Source organism: Parasphingorhabdus sp. (assembly GCF_039982395.1).
Taxonomy (GTDB): domain Bacteria; phylum Pseudomonadota; class Alphaproteobacteria; order Sphingomonadales; family Sphingomonadaceae; genus Parasphingorhabdus.
Window position 1 is genome coordinate 1,000,867 of the sequence record NZ_JBDWYO010000001.1, and the last position, 23,154, is coordinate 1,024,020.

General features: G+C 52.4%; 22 protein-coding genes. 9 read left to right on the forward strand and 13 right to left on the reverse strand.

Annotated features, from left to right (window positions below; genetic code table 11):
• Positions 1–18: 18 nt before the first annotated feature.
• A complete protein-coding gene (locus ABJV08_RS05055; RefSeq protein ID WP_348038397.1) occupies positions 19–534 on the reverse strand; it encodes an N-acetyltransferase in 516 nt (171 codons plus the stop codon).
• Positions 535–663: 129 nt separating this feature from the next.
• Between ABJV08_RS05055 and ABJV08_RS05060 the strand changes: the two genes are divergently transcribed.
• Positions 664–1,527 (forward strand): DUF1499 domain-containing protein, encoded by an 864-nt coding sequence (locus ABJV08_RS05060; protein ID WP_348038395.1) that lies wholly within the window; start codon positions 664–666, stop codon positions 1,525–1,527.
• Positions 1,528–1,548: 21 nt separating this feature from the next.
• On the opposite strand, the gene ABJV08_RS05065 is transcribed toward ABJV08_RS05060, so the two are convergent.
• Positions 1,549–2,715, reverse strand: a complete 1,167-nt coding sequence (locus ABJV08_RS05065) for a PQQ-dependent sugar dehydrogenase (RefSeq protein ID WP_348038393.1) — start codon at positions 2,713–2,715, stop codon at positions 1,549–1,551.
• 150 nt (positions 2,716–2,865) lie between these two features.
• Between ABJV08_RS05065 and ABJV08_RS05070 the strand changes: the two genes are divergently transcribed.
• Both ABJV08_RS05070 and ABJV08_RS05075 read left to right on the forward strand, forming a co-directional pair.
• The gene (locus tag ABJV08_RS05070; RefSeq protein WP_348038391.1) at positions 2,866–4,191 is read left to right on the forward strand and encodes an isoprenylcysteine carboxylmethyltransferase family protein; all 1,326 of its coding nucleotides are present in this window, start codon (positions 2,866–2,868) and stop codon (positions 4,189–4,191) included.
• Positions 4,192–4,228: 37 nt separating this feature from the next.
• Positions 4,229–4,804, forward strand: a complete 576-nt coding sequence (locus ABJV08_RS05075; protein WP_348038389.1) for a DNA-3-methyladenine glycosylase I — start codon at positions 4,229–4,231, stop codon at positions 4,802–4,804.
• A 27-nt stretch (positions 4,805–4,831) separates the two neighbouring features.
• On the opposite strand, the gene ABJV08_RS05080 is transcribed toward ABJV08_RS05075, so the two are convergent.
• From ABJV08_RS05080 to ABJV08_RS05090, 3 genes are all read right to left on the reverse strand, one after another.
• Complete coding sequence (locus tag ABJV08_RS05080; protein WP_348038387.1) at positions 4,832–5,326, reverse strand: cytochrome c family protein; 495 nt, start codon at positions 5,324–5,326, stop codon at positions 4,832–4,834.
• A 103-nt stretch (positions 5,327–5,429) separates the two neighbouring features.
• Complete coding sequence (locus ABJV08_RS05085) at positions 5,430–6,191, reverse strand: NRDE family protein (protein ID WP_348038385.1); 762 nt, start codon at positions 6,189–6,191, stop codon at positions 5,430–5,432.
• A 54-nt stretch (positions 6,192–6,245) separates the two neighbouring features.
• Entirely contained in the window at positions 6,246–6,953 is a 708-nt protein-coding gene (locus tag ABJV08_RS05090) for a Tom37 metaxin N-terminal-like domain-containing protein (RefSeq protein WP_348038383.1), read from the reverse strand.
• 232 nt (positions 6,954–7,185) lie between these two features.
• Here ABJV08_RS05090 and ABJV08_RS05095 point away from each other — a divergent pair, with 232 nt between their 5' ends.
• Positions 7,186–8,358, forward strand: coding sequence for a thiolase family protein (locus tag ABJV08_RS05095; RefSeq protein ID WP_348038381.1), 1,173 nt, complete (start codon positions 7,186–7,188; stop codon positions 8,356–8,358).
• 48 nt (positions 8,359–8,406) lie between these two features.
• Positions 8,407–9,336 carry an acyl-CoA thioesterase II gene (locus tag ABJV08_RS05100; RefSeq protein WP_348038379.1) on the forward strand — a complete coding sequence of 310 codons (930 nt, stop codon included), beginning with the start codon at positions 8,407–8,409 and terminating at the stop codon, positions 9,334–9,336.
• A 3-nt stretch (positions 9,337–9,339) separates the two neighbouring features.
• Here the strand turns inward: ABJV08_RS05100 and ABJV08_RS05105 are convergent, their stop codons facing one another.
• From ABJV08_RS05105 to ABJV08_RS05115, 3 genes are all read right to left on the reverse strand, one after another.
• The gene (locus ABJV08_RS05105; protein ID WP_348052399.1) at positions 9,340–11,058 is read right to left on the reverse strand and encodes a class I adenylate-forming enzyme family protein; all 1,719 of its coding nucleotides are present in this window, start codon (positions 11,056–11,058) and stop codon (positions 9,340–9,342) included.
• Between the two features lie 53 nt (positions 11,059–11,111).
• On the reverse strand, positions 11,112–13,148 hold the full coding sequence (locus ABJV08_RS05110) for a 3-hydroxyacyl-CoA dehydrogenase NAD-binding domain-containing protein (protein WP_348039887.1): 2,037 nt from the start codon (positions 13,146–13,148) through the stop codon (positions 11,112–11,114).
• A gap of 523 nt (positions 13,149–13,671) precedes the next feature.
• Positions 13,672–14,397 carry a hypothetical protein gene (locus ABJV08_RS05115; protein WP_348039886.1) on the reverse strand — a complete coding sequence of 242 codons (726 nt, stop codon included), beginning with the start codon at positions 14,395–14,397 and terminating at the stop codon, positions 13,672–13,674.
• A 65-nt stretch (positions 14,398–14,462) separates the two neighbouring features.
• On the opposite strand from ABJV08_RS05115, the gene ABJV08_RS05120 reads away from it, so the two are divergent.
• Positions 14,463–15,509: a DUF1176 domain-containing protein gene (locus ABJV08_RS05120; protein ID WP_348039885.1), complete on the forward strand. Its 1,047-nt coding sequence runs from the start codon at positions 14,463–14,465 to the stop codon at positions 15,507–15,509.
• A gap of 2 nt (positions 15,510–15,511) precedes the next feature.
• On the opposite strand, the gene ABJV08_RS05125 is transcribed toward ABJV08_RS05120, so the two are convergent.
• The 5 genes from ABJV08_RS05125 to ABJV08_RS05145 all read right to left on the reverse strand — a co-directional run bounded on the left by ABJV08_RS05125 (position 15,512) and on the right by ABJV08_RS05145 (position 20,017).
• Positions 15,512–16,663 (reverse strand): DUF1176 domain-containing protein, encoded by a 1,152-nt coding sequence (locus tag ABJV08_RS05125; RefSeq protein ID WP_348139456.1) that lies wholly within the window; start codon positions 16,661–16,663, stop codon positions 15,512–15,514.
• The gene (locus tag ABJV08_RS05130) at positions 16,656–17,123 is read right to left on the reverse strand and encodes a hypothetical protein (RefSeq protein WP_348039883.1); all 468 of its coding nucleotides are present in this window, start codon (positions 17,121–17,123) and stop codon (positions 16,656–16,658) included. The genes ABJV08_RS05125 and ABJV08_RS05130 overlap by 8 nt, the downstream gene beginning before the upstream one ends.
• Before the next feature lie 107 nt (positions 17,124–17,230).
• A complete protein-coding gene (locus tag ABJV08_RS05135; RefSeq protein WP_348039882.1) occupies positions 17,231–17,821 on the reverse strand; it encodes a hypothetical protein in 591 nt (196 codons plus the stop codon).
• 43 nt (positions 17,822–17,864) lie between these two features.
• A complete protein-coding gene (locus tag ABJV08_RS05140; RefSeq protein WP_348039881.1) occupies positions 17,865–18,968 on the reverse strand; it encodes a DUF1176 domain-containing protein in 1,104 nt (367 codons plus the stop codon).
• Positions 18,965–20,017 (reverse strand): DUF1176 domain-containing protein, encoded by a 1,053-nt coding sequence (locus tag ABJV08_RS05145; protein WP_348039880.1) that lies wholly within the window; start codon positions 20,015–20,017, stop codon positions 18,965–18,967. Before ABJV08_RS05145 ends, ABJV08_RS05140 begins: the two co-directional genes overlap by 4 nt.
• A gap of 170 nt (positions 20,018–20,187) precedes the next feature.
• On the opposite strand from ABJV08_RS05145, the gene ABJV08_RS05150 reads away from it, so the two are divergent.
• The 3 genes from ABJV08_RS05150 (at position 20,188) to ABJV08_RS05160 (ending at position 23,100) form a co-directional block, all read left to right on the forward strand.
• On the forward strand, positions 20,188–20,607 hold the full coding sequence (locus ABJV08_RS05150; RefSeq protein ID WP_348052387.1) for a hypothetical protein: 420 nt from the start codon (positions 20,188–20,190) through the stop codon (positions 20,605–20,607).
• Between the two features lie 19 nt (positions 20,608–20,626).
• On the forward strand, positions 20,627–21,022 hold the full coding sequence (locus tag ABJV08_RS05155; RefSeq protein ID WP_348039878.1) for a hypothetical protein: 396 nt from the start codon (positions 20,627–20,629) through the stop codon (positions 21,020–21,022).
• A 176-nt stretch (positions 21,023–21,198) separates the two neighbouring features.
• Positions 21,199–23,100, forward strand: coding sequence for an ATP-binding protein (locus ABJV08_RS05160; protein WP_348115647.1), 1,902 nt, complete (start codon positions 21,199–21,201; stop codon positions 23,098–23,100).
• The last annotated feature ends 54 nt before the right edge of the window (positions 23,101–23,154 follow it).

Genomic DNA, 23,154 nt, shown 5'->3' on the forward strand with positions numbered 1-23,154 from the left:
TGTAAACCCTTAGACGCGCTATCTTACCCAGGGACCGAGCTTGCCTGTTTTCGGCAAAGGCAGGCCTGAAGGTCCCGGGCGCATTAACAGCCGCGACGGTTCCCAAGGTCCGGGCAGTGTCCATCCACCAGTCGCTTCAGCCGTAAACCCGAAAAACCGGTCATAATATTCCGGGTCACCGATCATCACGAGAGGCAGCGGATCTTCCGGTTGAATCTCTTTCAACAAAGCCGCCATCATAGCGCGGCCAATGCCTTCGCGTTGCAAATCAGGATAGACCGCAACCGGACCGACCATGATCATAGGGTGTTGCAGTCCTTCGTCATCGGTCAGGGCGATCGGCCAGCATTGGATGGAGCCAAGCAACTCGTGTTTTTCTTCATCCACGGCAGCCAGTGACAGGCCCTCGAGCATGTCCATGCCTTCGCGCAATTTATACGCCGTGCGTTCATGCCGGTCCGTACCAAATGCGGAATCAAGCAGCGCCTCGACGAGCTGCGGATCAATTTCGGCAAGAGGGATGATGCTGGTCAATTCGTTGAACTCATAATCAAGGAAAAACGCGCGCTACCTCGGTTTGTGGCAAAAGTCGAGCCACATAGGTTGCATTTGCAAGATGGAGGAGCAGCAGCTAAAAGATTGATCTGTTAAGGGAGTTTGCATGTGACCGACCAGAATGAGGCACCAGCGCCAGCCACCGGTGATCAGCCGCAGGCGGCTCCGCCAGTCAAATCAGGCCGGTTCGGGTCGTTGCGCCGTGATCCCAAAGGCTGGTTGATCCTGCTATTGGGTCTGGGCGCTCCGTTGGCGTTCTTTGTTGCCGCCGCTGGCGGTGGGCTGGGCCTATGGGGATGGCAAGCCGGATTGGCCGCGATACCGTGGATCATACTGATCGCTGTGCTCACGCTTGTTCTCGCGATTGTTTTTATCGTGCTCAACCGGCGCAAAGGCCGCAAAACACGTTGGCCTCTATTGGGACTTGGTATGATAGGAACATTGGGGTTCCTTGGTTTCATGATACCATATGGTACCGCGATTGTGACGCTTCCCGCCATTCATGACATTACCACCGATCTTGCCGATCCGCCGCAATTCACGGCGTTGACGTTGCGTGCCGACAATTGGGACAATATCCCCGGCGCGGATGACAGCGATATGCGCGGTATGAACCCACGCCAACGCTGGGCAACGGCACATCAGGACGCCTATTCCGATATCCGTTCGGTCCGTATTGATGAGCCTGTCGCAGTGGTGATTGAAAAAGCCAAGCGTCTAGCAGAAGATCGCGGCTGGAAGGTCGTCAGCGTCGATCCAGCTGCCGGTAGCCTGGAAGCAACCGATACAATTTCACTGTTCCGGTTCAAGGATGATATCGTCATTCGCGCCCGCGCCGCAGAAAATGGGGCGGCCAGCATCATTGACATGCGTTCGGTCAGCCGCGTCGGCGTGCACGATATCGGAGTCAACGCAAAGCGCGTCCGTCAGTTTTTGAGTGACTTGTCCGGAACGACAACCGCTGCTTCTTAATAGAAGGACAGCCGCAGGGCGTTATTTGACCGGCGTCAGCTTGAGCATACGACCGTCTTCGCCATCTTCCAGCACATAGACCGCTCCATCCGGGCCTTGCTCTACTTCGCGAATCCGGTTTTTCATCAGGAAACGTTCGGCTTCTTTGGCGCTATCGCCATCGAAACTGACGCGGATCAAGGCTTCACTGGCAAGGCCGCCAATGAAGGCATTGCCTTTCCACGCGGGAAATAGGTCACCGGAATAGAAAATCAGACCGCCGGGAGCAATCGTCGGCACCCACGCAACTTTTGGCGCTTCAAATTCAGGGCGCGTGTCATGATTGGGAATTTTTTTGCCGTCATAATGATCGCCTTCCGAAACGATCGGATAGCCATAATTGGCGCCGCGCTGGACCAGATTCAGTTCATCGCCATCGCGTGGACCCATTTCCTGATTCCAAAGCTGGCCTTCGCTGTCAAAGGCGAGACCCAGAATATTGCGGTGGCCCAGTGACCAGATTTCGGGAAGCGCGCCTTCCTGGTCCACAAATGGATTGTCCTTGGGGACGGTGCCATCCGGATATATTCTGATAACCTTCCCAAGGTTGGACGCCATGTCCTGTGCCGGATCAAATTTTTGTCGATCACCCGAGCCAATGAAGAGATATTGGCCATCGGGTGAAAAGGCCAAACGGTGAGAAAAATGCCCTTTTCCTGTTACTTTTGGGATTTGTGTCCAAATGGTTTCAAGCTTTTTTAAAGCGGGTTTTTGATCAGTCAAAACGAGCTCGGCCCGCCCAACGACGGCGCCGCGGGTGTCATCTTCGCCAGCCTCGGCCCAACTGAGATAGACCATATTGCTGTTCGCAAAATCCGGTGCGAGTATAATATCTCCGAAACCGCCCTGACCACCATAAGCAACTTTGGGTAAGCCGCTGATTTCGGTTTTCTGGCCCTTGTCATCGACCAGTTGCAATTTCCCTGATTTTTCACTGACCAACATGCGGCCATCGGGCAGGAAGGTCATCGCCCATGGTTCGTCAAAGCTGGCAATTTCTGTCGTTTCGAAAGGCTTGCGATCCACTGGTGAGATTTGGGCAAGCGGTTGAACTTCTGTGGAATTATTGCCGGTAGCCTGGGCATCATCGCCATTGGTGCACGCCGCCATCAAGACGACGACAGAGAGCGAAAGTCCGATATTTTTCATGAGAATTCCGTGTTTTACCATCAATATAATTCCACCCGCCTTAGCCGAACAATATAGGCGTGATGATGCGATTTTCCTAGGCAAATCCGAGTTTTTGTCATGTGATTGCCAGTTTACCGCTTGCTTACCATTATTCGCTATACGCGTGGCATGTTCAAACAAAAATCCAGAAGCGTTGATCCGCGGCCGCAATCGGCGGTGTCTCATGGCGTCGGTATCGCAGGCCTGATCGGGCTTGCCTCATGGGTGATGATCGCCCGCCAATATGGCATGGACGGGCCTTATTCTGCGCTAGTGGCCTGTTTGGCCTGTGCGGTGCCGATGGTTGTCTGGTCGCTGTTGATGGACAAGGTCCATTTGCGGCCATCCACCGGGATCGACTGGCAGAACCCGAAAGGGCTGAAAGAGATCTTCGATATCAGCCTGGTGAAACTGACAGGTCTTTGGGCAACTTGGGGACTGATCGCCACCATCTATTGTGTCGGACGCTGGTATTGGACGGGTCAATATCAATTTTCCATGGAGATGCTGGAAACAGCGGCTCCCTGGCTGTTCATACTGTCCATTCCTTATGTACTGTTGATGGACCGTTATACCATCGAACCGCGCGATGGTGCCTGGCATTTCGGGCAATTTCTGACCGGCGGAAAAGGACTTTTTGACCGCGAACAGATTTATCATCACCTGCGCGCCTGGGCAGTGAAGGGTTTCTTCCTCGCCTTCATGATATCCATTGTGCCCGGCGGTTTTGGCGATCTGGTCCGGTTTGATATCCAACAGGTTGTTGGCGATCCTGTGGCGATCGCTCGTTGGCTGATCATCGCGATGTTCGTGGTTGATGTGCAGTTTGCGACTGTAGGCTATCTGCTGACAATGAAGCCATTGGACGCTCATATCCGCACGGCGAATCCGCATTTGGCCGGCTGGGTCGCTGCACTGATGTGCTATCCGCCTTTCATATTGATGGGCGACAACGGCCCGCTCAACTACCACGTCAACATTGCGGAATGGTCTTATTGGCTTGAAGGTCATGCAACCATTCTCTGGATCTGGGGCGGATTGTTGGTGTTCCTAACCGGCGTCTATGCGTGGGCAACGGTTGCCTTTGGCCTTCGTTTTTCCAACCTCACCCATCGCGGGATATTGACCCACGGCCCTTATAGCTGGACCAAGCACCCAGCCTATGTGGCAAAGAACATCTATTGGTGGCTGGCGAGCATGCCGTTCCTGGTAACCTCTGGTAGTTTTACCGACTTCGTTCGCAACACAGTGCTGATGGCCGCGGTTAGCGGTGTCTATTACTGGCGCGCCAAGACCGAGGAAAAACATCTGCTGAGTGATCCGGCCTATAAGGAATATGCCGAATGGATGGATCGCAATGCACCGATTCCGCGACTCATTAACTGGACCAAGCGCCGGATCGGCTGGTGGGCCCCGGATCAAGGCCGCGAGCCGGAAATTCAACCCGCCGAATAGAATTGTCGTTGTCGCTAGGTTTGGCTAGTCTAGCAGCATGACAGTGATTGGAACGGACGGAAAACACCGGTGCTTTGGCGGACAGGCGGGCAAGGAATTTTACGGTGATTATCACGATCAGGAATGGGGTTTCCCGGTCCATGATGACCGGCTGCTTTTCGAAAATCTGATCCTCGAGGGCGCGCAAGCCGGGTTGAGTTGGGAAACAGTGCTCCGCAAACGCGATGGCTATCGGCGGGCGTTTCACGGATTTGACATCGCGCTATGTGCTGCCATGGATGATGAGGAACTGGAAATGTTGCGCGAAGATGCGGGCATCATCCGCAACCGGCTCAAAATCTTTTCGGTCCGCAAGAACGCGCTCGTCTTTCTAGAAATCCGGAGAGAATTTGGCAGTTTCGATGCTTGGCTCTGGGCGCATCTGGAGGGCACTCCGCCAGTCAATCGACCCGGTCAGTTCTCCGACATGGCCAGCACATCCCCGATCAGTGATTTGATCTCCAAAACGCTCAAGAAACGCGGCATGAGCTTTGTCGGCAGTACGATCATCTATGCCTATATGCAGGCGATCGGCATGACCGATGATCATCTCGCCGGATGCTGGAAAGCCTGAGCCGAAACTTCGACCAGCCTGTCCGAATCAATTTGGGTTTTTCAGATAGGCAATCACGTCTGCGCGCTTCTGTGCGTCGGGCATGCCGGCGAAGATCATCTTGGTTTTCGGAATCACGCGCTGGGGTTTCTCCAGAAACTGGAACAATTTCTCTTCCGTCCAGATGATGCCGCTATTGGCATTGGCTTCGGTATATCTGAAGCCTGAGACAGAGCCGGCTTTATGACCAACAATGCCCGCCAGTGACGGACCAGTGCGGTTCATGCCCGGATCGGTGACATGGCAGGTGCGACACTGCATGAAGGCAGACTTGCCAGCCGCTGCATCGCCTGTGAGGCTGGCATAGGCGACACCGTCCAATGTGGCGACGTCATCTGCAGCAGGCGGACCGCTCTCGACGGGCGGTGATGCTGCTTCAGCAGGTCCGGGCCCGGTATCACTGGTTTCTGATCCTCCGCCAGAACAGCCAGCCGCCAAAGCTGATAAAGCCACTGCCGCAGTTACCGTCTTGAAGCTGAGCATATTCTTTCCGATCGATCTGTGGTGAAATCCAATTGCAGAGCCCATCTGTCATTTCGGCTTTTCATGATCAAGTCTTTCATGATCCTGACGTGCAAATAATGCTTCAGGCGGGCCAGGAAAATGACAACCGGGATTCGCCGTTCACTTCGGCGGAAGCTGCATAGCGGCGTTCTGTGATCGAGCCACGGCCTTGATGATCAATCGCGACAATGGTGCTGCAGCGCGTCCCATAAACCGGATTCTTGATGAATATCCCAGAGCTTTGGGGTTCAAACTGCGTTGGCAGATCGGTTTGGGCTTCTCCCTTTAGAGGATAAGGAGATTGGTTGGTCAGGACATCCAGCAAGCTGGTCGGATCCGCTTCATGACTTTCAAGCCATCGCTCCAAGGCTGCATCGAGATGCTTTGCCTTCTCCCATGGTTTTTCCAAGGGACCATTGGAAAGGCCATGGATGCCGGGCGCGAGTGATCTGCTGATGCTGTCTGGCCGATTGGAATGCACAATCGCCACGTCATTCTCGATGGTGATCAGGTTGAACGGGTTGAAGTCCGAGAAAGAAACCGCATCGAGTTTGGAGCAACGACCATCGCCTGATAGGAAGTCTCTTAAAAGATCGCCGCGAGAAGCGCGATTGCGATCGGGGCTGTCCTGGCTACTGACATTGGTGACCACCGCGAAACGGCCTTGCTCGGATACTCCAAGCCACGTGCCGCCTGCCTGGACATCCCGTCCAGCTAGCATGTGATCATGATCTGTCCAGCGGTCTAACGGCTGGGCCGGCCGGCCATGCATCTCGTCTCGATTGCCGATGGCGATCAATTTCCAGTTGGGATGGGCCTGCCAGGCAAGCGAAATGATACACATGATGTGACTAATAACGGATGGAATATGCTTGGCGACTAGATTCTAGATCGCCGTTCATTTTCTCCCGAAAACGCCAACCCCGTCCTGCACCCGCTCAATATAGTCACGAAGAGACTGTTCTTGATTCATCCTTGCTGACACCCATGTCTCGGGTTGATTGTCCATGCCGGAAGCCAGCATGCTAGCGACCGTAAAATCGTGGACGGTCATGCGATCGGACGCGATGTATTCATGGTCCGACAAACGCGCGACGAGCGCATTGATGTCGCGATCCAGAAAAGAACGCTGCTCTGCCAGACTATGTCGTCCCAGCCCGTGTAGATCATAAGTCTGGCGCACACGGCGGCGCGCGATGACCGGGACAATATTCCGCAAAGGCCAAGGCAAGCTGCTGAAAAAGTCCCGTTTGACGTTTTCGAACCATTCATCATTCAACCAGCGGGATGCTACGATCATCCAGTAAAGATGATCTTCGGCCAGACGGGTGAAGGCGGTGCCGATCGCGATTTCTTCGGCGGTAAGTTGACCATATAGTCCGCCATTGGTCTTGCTATCCAAATGGGCGAGGATCAGTTCGGAATCTGCAATGATTCCATTGTCATCCAGCCAAGGGGCTTTGCCCTTGGGTGCCTTGTTCAATTCCAATGTTGTCTTGGCTTCAAAGTCCAGCTTCAAATGGACCAAGGCCATTTCCGCTTTCAGGCAGAATGGGCTTGGATTGCGCTGACCAAATGCTGGAGGCAATGTGTAAAGCGTGATCATATTTCTCTCCGGTGAACCTGTTGGACCATATTATTATTTTGCAGAGACTTTGGCATGATTTCGCGATCCGTTGCAATCATGCTTCTGAAATCGACGACCTATTGGAACCAGTGATAATATGTCCGGCGGGTTCAATGGTGGACAAGGCAACCGGTCCTCGTCTAACTCCGTGGGAAATAATCCGCTGCACGCAACAGCGGTGGTTAGGGAACAATCCAAAGGAGAATCTATCATGCGTGAAGCTGTCATTGTATCATATGCCCGGACCGGGCTTGCCAAAGCAGGTCGCGGAGGTTTCAACATCACGCCGCCAATGACGATGGCTGCCCATGCGATCAAACATGCGGTCGCAAAATCGGGCGTCGAAGGCGATTTTGTCGATGACAGCCTGATGGGCAATGTCTCGCATGGTGCTCCCAATATCGGTCGCAATGCGGCACTATTGGCGGGACTCCCGAAAACAACAGGCGGCGCTACGGTCAATCGCTTCTGCTCATCCGGCATGCAGACGATCGCTATGGCAGCCAATCACATTCGCGGAGATGGGGCGGATTGTGTTGTCGCAGGCGGCGTTGAAAGCATTTCGATGCAAGGGGCCCGCGCGCCTGAAGGCAGCATTGACAATGAGATTCTGAAAATTGCTCCGGCGATCTTCATGCCGATGATTGAAACAGCCGATATTGTCGCTGAACGCTATAATGTGAGCCGCGAGTATCAGGATGAATATTCTCTGGAGTCGCAACAGCGGATGGCAAAAGCTCAAGAAGCCGGACTTTTTGCAGATGAAATCGTTCCGATGCAGACAAAGATGAAATTGGTCGATCGGGAAACCAAGGAAGAGAGTATCGTCGACTACACGGTTGACCGGGACGAGTGCAATCGCCCGACCACCACGTTGGAAGGCCTCGCCGGTCTAAAACCGATCATGGGTGAAGATAAATTCATCACAGCTGGCAATGCCAGCCAATTGTCAGACGGCGCCGCAGCGCTAGTCCTGATGGAAGCCAAAGAAGCTGAACGCCGGGGCCTTGCGCCATTGGGCCGCTTCGTATCTTGGGCGGTGGCCGGGTGCGAGCCAGACGAAATGGGCATTGGTCCCGTATTTGCGGTTCCGAAGCTTCTCGAACGTCAAGGACTGACCGTCGACGATATCGATATTTGGGAACTCAACGAAGCTTTTGCCAGCCAGTGTCTGTACAGCCGCGATCGTTTGGGCATTGATCCGGAAAAATATAACGTCAATGGCGGCTCGATCTCCATCGGCCACCCATTTGGCATGACAGGCGCACGTTGTGCTGGACATTTGTTGCAGGAAGGCCGCCGTCGTGGCGCCAAATGGGGTGTTGTCACCATGTGTATCGGTGGCGGCCAAGGCGGAGCCGGACTGTTCGAAATCTATCCCTGATTTTCAGGATAGTCAGATTTCGACATATTTTAAGGAATAGAAGCAGTTTTGGAACAATTAACGGACGAACAGGTCGAGCGCCGGTTGTCGGAGGCTTTGGCCCATCGCGCCTCCGTGCCTGCGGAGAAATTGATAGGCGGATTGCTCCGAACCTTTAATCTCACGGATGATGGGGCCGATGAATTTGTCTTTCCGGCGCTCAATTCGACTGCGCGGGAACGGATTTTTGGCGGCCAGGTGATTGCGCAGGCAATTGTTGCGGCGGATCGTACCGTCGATGACGAGAAGAATATCCATTCGCTCCATTCCTATTTTCTGCGGGCTGGTGATGAAACAAAGCCGCTGCATTTTCGGGTGCATCGCGACTTTGACGGGCGGAGCATTTCCAATCGCAGGGTTGTTGTCCGGCAAAATGACAAAGTCATATTCAACCTGACGGCATCCTTTCAAAAACCTGCTGATGGTCTCCACCATCAGATCGACATGCCCGATGTTCTGCCACCAGAACAATGTATGAGCGCGATGGAGCAAATTGCCCGGAACCCCCAGGTTTCGGACAAACATATCCAGCGGATGAGCATGCCACGCCCTTTTGACGTTCGGAGCTTCCGTCCCGAGGGCAAGACAAAACACGCGCGGCAATATCAGTGGTTTAAAACTGTCGCACCCTTGCCAGATGATCCTTTGACCCATCGCGCAGCATTGGCTTTTGCATCCGACATGGGGCTGCTCTCGACATCGATGATTCCGCACGGTCTCCACTGGACCACGCCCGGATTATTCTCGACCAGTCTCGACCATGCCATGTGGTTCCATGATGATTTTCGGATGGATCAATGGATCTGCTACGTTATGGACAGCGACTGGACCGGCAGTGCGCGCGGTCTCAACCGGGGTTCGCTTTATACCGAAGAAGGCGTCTTGGTGGCATCCGCCGTGCAGGAAGGCCTGATCCGGCTGATGCCACCCAAAGACTGAGCGTCAGAAAAGCGACTTCAAATCCTTTTTCAAGATTTTGCCATTGGCGTTGCGCGGCAAGCTTTCATCGCGGAACAGGACTTTTACCGGCACTTTGAAGTTCGCCAGCCGCTCGCGCACCCATTGCTGTAATTCCGCTTCGTCAGCCTTTTGTCCGGGAACCAATTGCACGATGGCGGCGGGTTCTTCTCCCAGCGTCTTGTGATCGATGCCGATCAGTGCTGCATCCATAACCGCCGGATGATCATAGAGGATATTCTCCACCTCGGATGAGTAGATATTCTCTCCGCCCCGGATGATCATGTCTTTTGCACGATCGACAATATAGCAGAATCCCTCGTCATCCAATCGCGCCAAATCGCCGGTCCGGACCCAGCCATCGACGAAGGTCTCGGCCGTGGCTTCCGGACGTTTCCAATAGCCTTTCACAACCATCGGACCACGGGCCCAAAGTTCGCCCACTTCGCCAATCGGCACTTCCTTATTTGTGTCTTCGTTCATGACCTTCAGGTCCGCAGCCGCCACGGGCGGGCCGCAGCTGGTAGGGCGGTTGAGATAATCCTCGGCGCTATGGGATGTTACCGTCGCCGTTGTTTCGGTCATGCCCCAGCCATTGCCAGGCAAGGCGCCAAAAACTTCATAAATTTTCCGGGCCAGTTCCGGGGCGGAAGGCGCGCCGCCATAGCTGATCGAATCAATCGTGCTCAGGTCATATTTTTCGCGGTCCGGGTGCTCGATCAGCTGCCAAGCAATGAACGGCACGCCACCGGTCGCATTGACCTTTTCCCGCTCGATAATTTCCATGGCTTGCACAGTGTCCCACTTGTGCAGGAAGACCATTTTATGGCCGCCTTGAACGGTCGGCATCATGATGGCTGAGCAAGCGGTGCAATGGAACATGGGCACAACGGTCAAGCCAACCCGCACGGTGGGTTCGGGTATTTCGTCCCCTCTGCGCAAAGCTGCGGCAGCGCCGGAATAGCCGACCGAGATCGCGTTGGTCGTGAGATTGCGATGGGAACCGAGTGCACCTTTGGGCTGACCGGTTGTCCCGCTGGTGTAGAAAATCGTAGCCGGGTCATCGGGCGCAATGTCAACGGCTGGGAGATTCTGATCTGGAAGCTTGGCATAGTCGTTGGGCTTGCCAATAATATCCTCCAGCGCACGGGCCGGCTGTGCCAGTTCGCTTTGGCCTCGTGCCACTATGACGTGCTTTAACTCAGGCAAATCGGCCAAATGCGCAGACACCCGGTCCCACCGCTCGGCATCGCATAGCAACACGCTGGTCTCGGAATTCGCCAGGCCGAATAAAAGCTCCTGATCGGTCCACCAGGCGTTGAGCGGGACCACAATAGCGCCAATGGAAGCCGCGGCAAAGAAAATCACTGGCCATTCCGGCAAGTTGCGCATGGCCAGCGAGACACGGTCTCCTTTGGAGACGCCCATGTGTTGCAGTTCCACTGCCAGAGCGGCCACGGCACGATACCAATTGGCATAGGTGACGCGTTCATCTGCAAATATCAGAAATTCGGCGTCACCATGACTGCGCCCAAGCTCTGCCAAAGCGGCAAGGCTAGGCGCGGCATTTTTCCAGACACGGGTTGCTACGCCGTCAATCTCGACCATTTCCATCTCAAAGGGTTGGCCAGGCGCGCATAACAAGGCTGCTGCATCCTTGCGTGATCGTACAGGCCATTCAGCGGGTGGCGTCCACTTTTCCAGTGGATCTATTCCTTGGACTGACAAATATTCTCTCCTAATCGGTAAGTGCGGTGTTAAGCGTTGAACTTGCCTCCCGCATCGGCCTTTTCCTGAAGCATTTTTGCAACCGGCAGACCATGTTTCTTCAAACCGGCAACAACATTGTCGAGCCCGACTGTATCGGCCCAGAACATCGGCCCACCGGTGTAAAGCGGCCAGCCATAGCCGTTGATCCAGACGACATCGATGTCGCTCGCGCGCTGGGCCATGCCTTCTTCAAGGATCTTGGCGCCTTCGTTGACCATGGGATAAAGCAGGCGCTCGCGGATTTCGTCTTTCGAAATTTCACGCTGTTCCTTGCCGGCTTTCGCCGCGAATTCGGCGATGATTGTTTTGACCTCGTCAGCCGGCGTGCGTTGGCGCGCTTGGTCATAATCGTAGAATCCTTTGCCGACCTTCTGACCCCAGCGGCCGACAGCACATAAGGCGTCGCGCATGGTTTCGATGCGTTCGGGGTCGCGATGCCATCCGATATCGACGCCAGCCAGATCAGACATCTGGAAAGGACCCATGGGAAATCCGAAGTCGAGCAATACGTCGTCAACGTCCCAGTAATTGGCACCTTCCATGATCATCAGATTGGCCTGTTCCTGGCGCGGACTAAGCATCCGGTTGCCGATAAAGCCCGGACATACGCCGGAGACGGCCGCCACTTTACCGATTTTTTTGGACAGTTTCATCGCCGTCATCAGCACATCATCGGCGGTTTTTTCGCCGCGAACAATTTCTAGCAGCTTCATTACATTGGCGGGTGAGAAAAAGTGCAAACCGAGCACATATTCGGGCCGTTTGGTGACAGCGGCAATCTCGTCAATATTCAGATAGCTGGTGTTACTGGCAAGAATCGCGCCCTGTTTGACGATGGCATCAAGCTTGGTGAAGACTTCCTTCTTCACATCCATATTTTCAAACACCGCCTCGATCACCAGATCGCAATCGGCAAGATCGTCATAGGACAGGCTGGGCGTCAATATGCGCATCGCATCCTCGACTTGCGCCTCTGTCATTCGGCCACGCTTGGCTGTGTTCTCGTAATTTTTGCGGATCACACTAACACCGCGGTCCAGTGCTTCTCCTTTCAATTCGACAATGGTCACGGGAATACCAGCGGATAGAAAGTTCATCCCTATGCCGCCACCCATGGTTCCGGCACCCAAAATTCCGACCTTCTTGATCGGGATCAGGTCGATTTTGGGATCAATGCCGTCAATCTTGTTGGCGGCGCGTTCGGCGAAGAAATAATGGCGCATGGCAGCCGACTGGGTGCCGGTCATGAGTTTCATGAACAGTTCGCGTTCTTTCAAGACGCCATCGGTATAGGACATTTCGCCCGCCGCCTTGACCGCCTGAATGCCCGCTTCCGGTGCTTCGAATCCACGAATTTTGCGGCCATTTTTCTGACGGAACTCGTCGAATATCGCTGGATTTTTTACGCCATCCTCATTGGCTGTGCCTTCGGAGGAGCGCGGCGGGTTTTTGCCAATCTGTTCTTTTGCGAACGCGATGGCATCGTTGGCCAGACTGTCTTCGCCCACGATCTTGTCGACCAATCCAATCGCATGGGCCTTTTTCGCCGGGATCGGGTTGCCGATCACCACCATTGGCAAGGCTGCTTCCGCGCCGACTACGCGCGGCAAGCGCTGGGTTCCGGCAGCACCGGGGATCAGGCCCAGCTTGACCTCGGGCAGCCCCATTTTGGCCGAAGGAACAGCCACGCGATAATGACAAGCCAAGGCGACTTCGCAGCCTCCGCCCAGAGCCGTCCCGTGGATCGCCGCCACAACCGGCTTGCTGCTCGCTTCCAAGCGATCAAGGGCTTCGCCCAGATTGGGTCCTTTCATCGGCTTGCCAAATTCTGTGATATCCGCACCGGCAAAAAATGTACGCCCATCGCACCGAATGACCACAGCTTCGATCTCATCATCCGACAAGGCTTGATCAATACCATCGACCAGTCCCTGCCGAACGGCAGCGCCCAGCGCGTTGACCGGTGGGTTGTTTGAGATGACGACCAATATATTCTGGTGCTTTTCTGTGGTGACGACGGACATTTTTCTTTCCTCCAAGATCAGTCGCTGATGATGAACAGATGCAGTGCGGCATGTCAAACAAACGTCGCGGTGAAGATGAATAACTGCGTGTCTGGAGCAGCGGTGATATCATGATGGAATGGAGTCGGTCCGTCGATGAAGAGCGCATATGGCGATTTGACCAAGTCAGCTATGCGCGCAGAGCACCTCGCAAAAGCGCCGCCATAGCGTCTCAAAAACCCATGTGGGTGGTTTTATGTATGAAAATATTTGTAGTGGTGACGGTTGCCGTCCCTACCGAACCAGTCTCTTCAACGAATTTCCCTGTTCTACGGAAGTTTACAGGGAAGATTTGCGAAATCTTGGCAGTATTGGAGGAAGCATGGCGGCTGAGGTCCAGCGCTTGTTAGAGTTGGATGGGTAAATTCCTTGAGCGATAGAACAGGGAATAGTTTTCGAGCTGCTGGAAAAACTCGAGTTTTTGCGAGCGTTTGGAAACGTTCGGTTGGAACTACCGCACAAAAGGAGCCATTGCACTGGCGGGTTAGCGGCAATTGCCTGCTACCTTGCCTCCTTTGATCATGATAGGTTGATTCCCTATGACGCGGTAAAGTCCATCGCTGAAGCCCGCTTTCCAACGACCACCCTCTTTATCTAGGTTGAACATCTTCCCGTTTGGCATCGCGATTTGTGGTGGATTAGACATATTTTGGGCATCAACCGTAACAGTGATCCATGTTGACGGAGAGAATCCATCGAGCGGGAAGGCAAAGCCGGCGACTGGACCGTAGGGAGCGGTATAGCCTATTTTTACGGTCCGCTCGCCATTTGCAGCAAAGGCAAAAACATTGGTTCTAAAACTGTCCTTGCGGCCGATTTTTACCAATGTGTCATTGGTCATCTCTCCATCTACGTCGAAAGCATAACTGACCTTGGTCGCGCCGCTTGGTAGATTTATCAATACTCGCCCCGCAATCTCGGATTCCAAGGAATTGGCGATTGTTGCCGTTATCATGGTTTTGGATTTTAAGCCGCAAATAGAAATGTCGATAGATAGTTTTTCAATGTTAAACGGACCTTGTTCGCCATCCGGATGTTTTTCGCCGGTCAGACCATTTGGTACAGGCTGAATTGTGAAATCTTCCGGATTTTGTGCATGAGCTGGCACCTCCGAAACGCAAAACGCAAACACTATTGCCAAGACAATTTGAAAATATCGCACCATTACATCCTTTGTGCCGAGGATAGGAGAGCCAAGCATTTGCACCATGCCATGAATATGGGGCGGAACCTTTGAGGTCGATAGTCTAAACCGGGAGGAGGAGGATTGTTCCGGTGTTGCATTTTCTGTTACTCTTGGCTGCCACTCCCGTTGCGGCAGCTGATACCTCTCCCAAACCGGAAGTTACGCGCACCTTTAAGGATTGGGTCGTGGGCTGCGATAATCACCGCTTTTGTATGGCGATGAGTCTTGAGACTCCCGACGGAAATGAAAACCAAGCTCCTATCACTATCTACCGGGCTTCCGGCCCCAACTCGCTTGCCAAAGTTACAATTGACGTTTCGATGTTCAAGGACTTCCAGCTGACAGTGGATGACGAGTGGGTATTGCACAGATCGCCCGATGCCCAAGCAAAAATCAGATATTGCGGAGACGATGCACGTGATTTGATCCAAAAAATGGCGGATGCAGATCATATATTCGTTAGAGATTCTCGCGACTCAACATCCGGCAGCCTTGATAATCATGGCCGCACATCGCTTGCGGGTCTCAAAGCCGCCTTATTTTACATGGACGATCAGCAAGGGCGCGTTGATACGTCAACCGCACTGATCCGGCCAGGCACCAAAACCATATCCAATGCATCTCTCAGCTATTCGGTTACTTTTGTGCGCCCACCCGCTTCCAAAAAAACACCCCGCAGAATTTCTCCGCAAGCATTGCAGAAATTATATGATGGCCATGGATGCTCGTCCGATCAATTGTCGCAAAACCAGCAGCCTATATCAGCGCGACTCGATGCAGATAACAGCCTGTTTGTTGTTCACTGGGCCTGTGGAGGTGGTGCCTATAATTTCTTCGCCGATACGCTGATCGTCGATGAACAGGGCAATATGCATACCGCGCGTTTTGACATTGGCGCAGGAATGACCGGCGAAGAAGTTGGCAACATCATGGTCAACGCACGCTGGATTGCACCCCTGCGCTTACTCGAATCATTCGAAATTGGTCGAGGCATGGGTGATTGTGGCCGGCGGAGGCGGTTCGTCTGGGACGGTGAGATGTTCCGTCTGGCGCAGCAGGAAGAGATGAATGAATGCCGCGGTGCTGCAGGATTTATACAGACCTTTAATGCCAACGTCTTTGATCGCAAAAATTAGAGCTATTCAGCGTAGGGCTTGTCCAGAAAGCCACCCAATGCCGTTTGATAGGTTCTGAACCATTGTTTCATCGGGCGACCATCACAGGTCAGCATTTCCAGTTGCTGAACCAGCTTGAACCGGTTTCCTGTCCATGCCCATTTCTGTTGCCAGCCGCAGTCTCCGGCATCGGTTTCCTTGAACGTCCCGGTGATGATCCCTGTTTTAGGGTCAAAGTCGCTGTTCGGCAAACTGTGCATCTCAAGCAGGGACGTTCCTTCTGTCCCGGGAATAAACATGGTTTTGAATTGGCCAGATGCACTTTTAGTAATCCAGAGCAGGCGGGGGTTACGCACTCTAGGAAAACCGCACTCAATGGACCAAAGTCGGTCTCCGCTTACCAATTGATATGCTTGCGCATCAGGTGTTTTGCTCGACAATTGCGATCCGCAAAATTTTGCCCTTAGTGCTTCGACCGCTTCGGTAGCGGGCTGATGCACAATCAACTCGCTCACCTGGCCCGCTGCATAGACCCATGGTTTTCTCGGTTTAGGCGGGACTGATTGCCATGATTTATGCCCGCTCTCCAACAGTGCCGTTATCGTGCCAACTCGCCCCTGTTGCCAGTCTACATATCGCAGGCTCGCATTCAATCCTTTGGTGGTAATGATGCCGAATATCTCACCATTGGCCGACCGGATGGCGGCTAGATTGGTCCTGCTACTTTCTGCCAAAAATGTAGGAATATCATTTTCGGCGACATAGTATCTGCCCGTTTCGCGTTCTTCCAATGTATAGGCCTTGCCGATTTTGTCAGTAAGCGCATCATAATATACATGCAGTGAAAGGGGTGAAGCAGACTGTGTGTCTCGATAAAAAGAGAAATCGAAGAGCAGCACGGGCCGCTTCAAGCGGCCCGGTTTTCGCCCGATCCACATAGTCAGACCGCTAAATCTGCCTTCATCATCTTTTGCTTCATTTTTTTCCGTTGCTCGGGAAAAGCTGCCCGCCGTGCAGATCTTGATATTGTCACAGACAACGGTCCAATCACCAAATTCTCTGATCTTTGATGGAAGCTCGATGGCAGGAGCCCATATCATTAGTGGTTCAACTGCTCCGGCTGGTTTGGATCCTACTGACATCATCAGTAGCAATGACATAACCAAATTATGCATTTTCCTTACCCTGTTTCCAGCCGCGCAATCCCGCGCAGGCACCAACTATCAGCAGAAGGAAGGAAATCAGATAAAGCCAGATGACATTACCAAATTGCGATTGCTGTTTGACTGCCTCCGTCCGTTGAAAGCTATCCTTGTCATAACTCGCAACATCGGACAGAAATGTTATCATTATGGTGTCGCCTTCATCATAGCGGGCGTATATTTCCGGCCCCACTGTCATCGTGTAGGGATAGGGGAGCGGCCTTCCTTTAGAGGTTAGTTTCTTCCCGGAAGCATAGTCTTTGTGTTTGGTTGCAGCGTGCTTGTCAAACGACAGAGTGAAGGTTTGCAGGATATTGTTGCGACTAACCAAACGCCCGCCGCCGGCTTGTACTTTGGTTCCCCGCGATTCTTCGAAATGCTTGCTTTCGATGATGGCGACCGAAACCACGCCCTGCTCGCGCAGTTTATTCATCCGGCCGCTTATGTCCATTGCCACAAATGGAAGTGTCAAAGCGACCAACAGAGCAAAGGCGGCGATTGCAATCCAAAGCTCGCCTTTCTTTGATTTGTGCTGTTCCGTCATTTAAGAGAGAACCGGCGGCCGGTGAACCAAAACGTGACTGCAAGCACGCCAAAAATTGCCATCCAAAGATAATAGCTGGCGGGAGAATAGTCGCGTAATTTTGCCAGCGTCCAAGGGTTTTGAGGCTCATAGGGTGTGTTGACGACAGTCAGGACCTGGCCCACCTGCACCATGACAAATTCCGTATCATCCATATCCATCACCCCCGTGCTTTCGTCCTTTTTGGGGACAGGTAGATCAGCTTCCTTTACGCTCTTGCCAAGTTCCGAATAAGTGACGGTGGATTTGGGATCATGGACAATATGGACGAAATTTTTCGATGACTCGGCCGTCTTCCCCTTGGCGTTTTTCAGCGTGTAACTATCGACAGCCTTGTCAAGCACGAGCGCCTTTGAAACAACGCCTTCGTTGATGTAGCGAAACCGTTCTTCCTCCACGCCCTGCATGACAAAGAAAACAGCGATCACACCAATCAATGCCAATCCGGCCATGCATTTGAATATCAGACCTAGATACGCTTTCTTCACTTCGGCCTGTTCCGTCTCGCTCATATTCTTGATTGCTTCAGCAGCATCATGGTTGCTCATGATTTATTCCTTGTATTGAATTGTATTGTTTGAGTTCTGGAACTTAATCGTCGGGTAAATCTGAAGCGGGTTCAAAAAATGGTTCTCTGTATCCATGGCTCAGCGTGGTTCCCATTACCCGCCAGCGCCCGGCCTCCCACAGTTTTGGCCAGTACAAAGTCGGGATATTGCGACAGAGCGGCATTTTGGTCGATGAAATAAGGACAAAGCCGTTATCGCCATTCCAGCCCCAGTTCATCTGGTATCCGCAATCCGAACGCCCTTTTTTGCGGACAACCATCATCATCAATCCTGTTGCTGGGTCAAATTCCACTTCGCGAGGATGGTATCTTTTGCCGTTCAGGTCATCGAGATGGAGTTGTTCGATCACGCCGCCCGGAAACTGACTATAAACTTTGGTTTCCCGCGGACAGTCAACCAGCCATAGCCGCGCACTTTGTGTCAACTTCCATACCCTGTTGCGTCGAGGGGCCAATTCTCCACATGGTTGTTCCAAATCCGGTTTTGCCGTTGCAATTTCATCCTCGGCGGCAAAAATATCAAAATCAAAACGCGGTGGCCCACCATTTCCTTCAAGTTCCTCGGGAAAAATCTGCGGGACATGTGTGCGTTGTTCGCGCTCGGCATAATCAAGCAGCTTGCGTAAATTTCCGTGCGGCATTGTCGCAAAGGCAAGCCCTTGCTCTCGAACTTCGGTTTTCTTGTTACTGGTTAGCATCGCAAAAAATGCAGATATGCGCGAATGTGGCAGATAGTGGACTGGATTGCCCGCACCTCCTTCCAGCTCCAGCGGCACTGGGGTCCGTTTATGGGTTTTGCTTATCCGGAACAGGCGTAGTCCTTCAGGCAAAGCTTCCCTGCTTTCGTCGCGTCCCGCGTTATCAAGAAAGACAATCCGCACATACCAAGGGGCGTTTGCATCTGCCTCGCGATCGAGCATTACAAGCGCCCGCGACTGGGCCGGGCGCTTGAGTCTTTTGACCACGCCGCGAATGGCGCAATTGTTTTGAGCATCGCACAGCAAGTACCAGTCACCACTGCGCATTTCAGGGCCTTGGTCGCGAACATAGCCTGGATTTTTCTTCGTTGCCTGAACAGGGAAAGCAATCAAAGCAGCCAAAATAAAAGTGACTAGCAGACGGATCATTCCAGCCACCTCCCACCGACATTTTCGGCGCGATAAGTGCGAATCCAGTAAGCCCGTGCAATACCCCTGCCGCAAAATGGCATTTCGCGTCGTTCGACCAGTTGCCAACCATTCACCGTTGTCGCCCAACGGCGTAATATTCCGCAATCGCCTTCCGAGCCACTGAAGGCAACCGATTGCAAAATGCTGCTGTCGGGGTCGAAAGTTGAATTGTATAGGCCGTCTATCGCTGCCGGAACGTTTCCACGTGGTTCCGGCAGTACAACCCGAAACGGTTCGGCATTCTGCTCATCATATTGATACCAATGGGTTAGACTATTGCGGCTGAGTCGGTTGCAATTCAGCGCAACGAGCCGGGTGCCATCTGCTAATGTGTAAACGATGGGTGGTGACGGAATTGAATCCAGATCGCAGGGCAGCCCCTCCCGCATATCCCGCAACGCGTCTTGCCTTACTCCCTCGCTCGCGGAGACAAGTTCTAGAGTTTCCGCTTGTGGTTCAACAGACTGCTTTCGACGCGACTGATATTTTGTACGCTGATTGGTAATCGCTTGGTCTATTTTGGTATAGCCATTTTGTGGAAATCGAACACGCGGCGCTTCACTTTTATCATTAATGCCGATGATGGCTTCGCCAGCACTCATCATCTTCCGCAACTCAAACCCAGATTCTGGCGGCAACCTGCGCGGTTCGTAAGTGAAGCGGTAGCGGCGACCCCTATCGCTGGGCAGATTTCCGATCTGGAACAGCTCGATATCGTCGACGATGGTTTTTGCCATGGGTAGCATAGTCATTGTGCCAATCGCCCCCAACCCACCTTCAACTTGATAGATCAACGCCATTTCATAAGGCATGTTAGTTTGGGTTTGAATTGCAGGCACGCCGATCGCGGTGCAGCGTGACAAATTGTCGCAGCCAACGGCCCAATCGCCGTGTCTCGCTACTTGGCCTTCAACAGCGAAAGGTTTTCGAGCGGGTGTTTTTACATCTCCGCAACCCGCAATGCAGGAAAAAGTTGCAGCAATTGCAATTGCATATTGCCAAGGCATGGTTGTTTCCTTTCCTTTCCTGACTGCACTGCGATTTATGGAACATTGTTTATGGCGATCAGACGGAAGGATGCCATGCCATATCTGTGGGGCGGACAAGTATCGCGTGCTGTACATAAGGGCTGCTGGCGGATGGACTTTTACGATCGAAAAATCGGGAGGAACTGGCAATGCGATTTGTTTCCACATTGGTGGCCATAGCGGTCACATTTTTTGCAAGTATTCCAGGTATGACGCATCAAATGCGCAAATATCCAATCATGGTTGGCGGTGATGCAGAGATTGATGCCTGTGACACGCGGGCAGAAGTGCAGCCGCTAAATCCAAAAGGTGACGGGTATTTGTCTGTACGTATCGGGCCAATGGTGACGGCAAAAGAACTAGCCCGGATTATCTCGGGTCATTCCGTGATCGTATGCAATGTCAGTAACGATGGCAAATGGGCAAGTATAGTATATCAGTCATCTCCTAAGGGCGATGTTGGCGATTGCGGATTATCGTCGCCGGATATGCGGGAACGTCACCCATATGATGGGCCCTGTCAATCGGGATGGGTTGCGATGCGATATTTGTGGCTAGCTGCGGGTTAGTAATTTGCAGATCGCAGACTTGCCTGATGAGCTGGGGCTCCTAGGGTTGGAAGGCTTCATCAGTTCCGCCAAAAATGACCTGTTGGTGTTTCGGCATGATTTTCGGATCAGGCGTGAAGGCGATCTATTTTCTGTCGCAGATATGGAGCGCGGAATGGTCGTGGATTTGTTGATGAAAACTGCGGATGAAAATGCCGCCTGCATCTTTTTCCTCGAAGAAATGTCAGGCCGCTATCATTTTCTTACCACATCACGCGATCCAAACGAGATAGCAAAGATTGAAGCGGCACTTTCATCTGCTGCGATACCTCACCTGCGTAATGATATTCCTGAAATATTCGGTAAGGAAATTACCTGTTTTCGCTTGTTGGTTCAGGGTAAGAATATGGCCTATGCGCGATCAATAATACAATAAGCAGTGACTTTTAGTCGCATTTGGATATCAATTAAAATGTATATTTCCCACCGTGCCATATGCCATATGGATGGCATGTCCCGATACTAGGGGGTGCCATATTGATGGTGTTATAGCCATTCATCCGCATTGCCGAATGTTGGCATCACTGTTTCGAAGTCCCGGGAGATATCAAAGTGCAATCTAACAACGCGTTGCAAGCCGGGCGAGATTGGCAGCATTTTGCTAAGTTCGCGGGTGCAATTGTTGTCATTCAAGCTTTGTTTTGGCTTGTCTTCAATCCAAATTTCGTATCGCCCAAGGGTCAACCTTTCGAAAGCTATGAATTGTCAAACATGGAGTTTTCCAAGCTCAGTTCGCCTGATACGGCGGGTCTCGCTAAGGCAAACTATGTACCTGTTCAGGAAAGCCCGGTCATCTTTCAAGAGCGAGGATATTATTCCTGGAAGTTTAGCGCCAACCTCTCCACTATCCCTGAAGAAGGACTGGGTTTGTTACCAAATGGCGCAGCGGACAATATTCGGCTCTACGTCAATAAGCATCTAATTTTTGGTGAAGGCAGGATGGAACTGCCCGATGTCACCTATGATTTTCTTACAAGACCGAGAATTAGGGTTCCGGCCGCTGCACTGGCAAAAGGCGAAAATACTTTTGAGATAGTTCAGGTGATCGAGCTATCGCGTGAGACTTTGAATTTCCCCTCGAAGCTGGGTGACTATAAAACCATTGAAAATATTTCTGATTGGCGGCTTTTTCTGTTTCGTGATGCCAATATTGTCTCAACCACCGTCGGATTTGTTATATCCTTTTTCGCATTCATTGCACTGCTGCGTTCTAACTCCAAGACCACGGTGGCGTGGTTGTTTATATTGGCTCTATTATGGCCCATTCGAAATCTGTTTTTGATATGGGCGGAAATGCCACTACATGGAGCGATCCGGCCCTTTCTCTATGGATTTACGACCCTTTCTCTATCCGCAGCCTGGCCGCTATTTGTTGACGCATGGTCGAACAAATCGAAACGAAGGTTTGTTCGATTTAACTTGTTGATTTGGTTTTTAGGTATCGCCTTGATTGGCTATTGGACGCTCCTGTCCGGTAACGTTGGGGCTTTTACTAAAGTCGAAACACTTCTCAACTATTTCGGGATTGCGTTCATGTTCGCAACCATCACCCGCTTGGTCTGGCATTTTGTTGGGACGCGGGATGACCGCTATTGGGAGGCGGCCATATTGATAATGCTGGTATCGCTTCTTGGGTTGTTTTTGACCTACACATTGCTTTGGGATCAACATAAGGGCTATTTGGATTTGGGGCAGCCGCTATTGCTGTTTGCCTTCGCCATCGCCTTTTTTTCTCGCAATTTCCGCCTTTTTCAATCCTCGGCGGAAATCAGTTCTTTGCTCAAGACTCAGCTCGACGATCGCACTGCTGAACTCGAGCTGGCCCATGCCCGAGAGAAGGTCTTTATTCGCAAAGAAGCCTATGACCATGAACGTCAGAGGATTATGCGTGATATGCATGATGGACTTGGCAGCAACCTGATGTCGATGCTGCTTGCAGCTCGGCGCGGAGAAGCAAAGCCGGAAAAAGTGGCTGAAGGGTTGCAATCGATTGTCGACGAAATGCGTCTGATGATTGATTCCATGGATTCAGTTGGAGAGTCTCTGGCGGTAGCTTTGGCCACATTTCGTGAACGAGTGCAATCGCGTGTGGAGGGGGCTGGTTTCAAACTCAACTGGACTAACAGCGCTGGACGTGATCTTCCAGAACTTGGCCCGCGTCAGGTGTTACAAGTCTTCAGGATCATGCAGGAAGCCGTTACCAATGCGCTTAAACATTCCGGAGGGGATGTGATCGATGTTAATATTTCTCATAGTGACGAGACAAAACAAGCAGTCCAGATCAGCATATCCGACAATGGTAAGGGTATGAAGGCTGACAAGGTGGCTGGTCACGGCCTGGACAACATGCAAAGTCGTGCAGCTGCCATTGGTGCCGAGATCACTAATGACAGCGACGATGATGGAGCCAGAGTGACCCTTAGCCTACCGGAAACACTCAAGAAGATAGTTTGAGTGCCGAATATACTAACCACCATATATAGGGCGTACTGAAAAAGAATGATCGCG

What these genes read in the sequence shown, in the direction of transcription:
- ABJV08_RS05080 (WP_348038387.1), bottom strand. Translation starts at nt 5,326, where the DNA reads ATGCTCAGCTTCAAGACGGTAACTGCGGCAGTGGCTTTATCAGCTTTG.
- ABJV08_RS05115 (WP_348039886.1), bottom strand. Translation starts at nt 14,397, where the DNA reads ATGGTGCAAATGCTTGGCTCTCCTATCCTCGGCACAAAGGATGTAATG.
- ABJV08_RS05075 (WP_348038389.1), top strand. Translation starts at nt 4,229, where the DNA reads ATGACAGTGATTGGAACGGACGGAAAACACCGGTGCTTTGGCGGACAG.
- ABJV08_RS05135 (WP_348039882.1), bottom strand. Translation starts at nt 17,821, where the DNA reads ATGAGCAACCATGATGCTGCTGAAGCAATCAAGAATATGAGCGAGACG.
- ABJV08_RS05140 (WP_348039881.1), bottom strand. Translation starts at nt 18,968, where the DNA reads ATGATCCGTCTGCTAGTCACTTTTATTTTGGCTGCTTTGATTGCTTTC.
- ABJV08_RS05070 (WP_348038391.1), top strand. Translation starts at nt 2,866, where the DNA reads ATGTTCAAACAAAAATCCAGAAGCGTTGATCCGCGGCCGCAATCGGCG.
- ABJV08_RS05110 (WP_348039887.1), bottom strand. Translation starts at nt 13,148, where the DNA reads ATGTCCGTCGTCACCACAGAAAAGCACCAGAATATATTGGTCGTCATC.
- ABJV08_RS05095 (WP_348038381.1), top strand. Translation starts at nt 7,186, where the DNA reads ATGCGTGAAGCTGTCATTGTATCATATGCCCGGACCGGGCTTGCCAAA.
- ABJV08_RS05150 (WP_348052387.1), top strand. Translation starts at nt 20,188, where the DNA reads ATGCGATTTGTTTCCACATTGGTGGCCATAGCGGTCACATTTTTTGCA.
- ABJV08_RS05130 (WP_348039883.1), bottom strand. Translation starts at nt 17,123, where the DNA reads ATGAATAAACTGCGCGAGCAGGGCGTGGTTTCGGTCGCCATCATCGAA.
- ABJV08_RS05085 (WP_348038385.1), bottom strand. Translation starts at nt 6,191, where the DNA reads ATGTGTATCATTTCGCTTGCCTGGCAGGCCCATCCCAACTGGAAATTG.
- ABJV08_RS05090 (WP_348038383.1), bottom strand. Translation starts at nt 6,953, where the DNA reads ATGATCACGCTTTACACATTGCCTCCAGCATTTGGTCAGCGCAATCCA.
- ABJV08_RS05065 (WP_348038393.1), bottom strand. Translation starts at nt 2,715, where the DNA reads ATGAAAAATATCGGACTTTCGCTCTCTGTCGTCGTCTTGATGGCGGCG.
- ABJV08_RS05125 (WP_348139456.1), bottom strand. Translation starts at nt 16,663, where the DNA reads ATGCATAATTTGGTTATGTCATTGCTACTGATGATGTCAGTAGGATCC.
- ABJV08_RS05145 (WP_348039880.1), bottom strand. Translation starts at nt 20,017, where the DNA reads ATGCCTTGGCAATATGCAATTGCAATTGCTGCAACTTTTTCCTGCATT.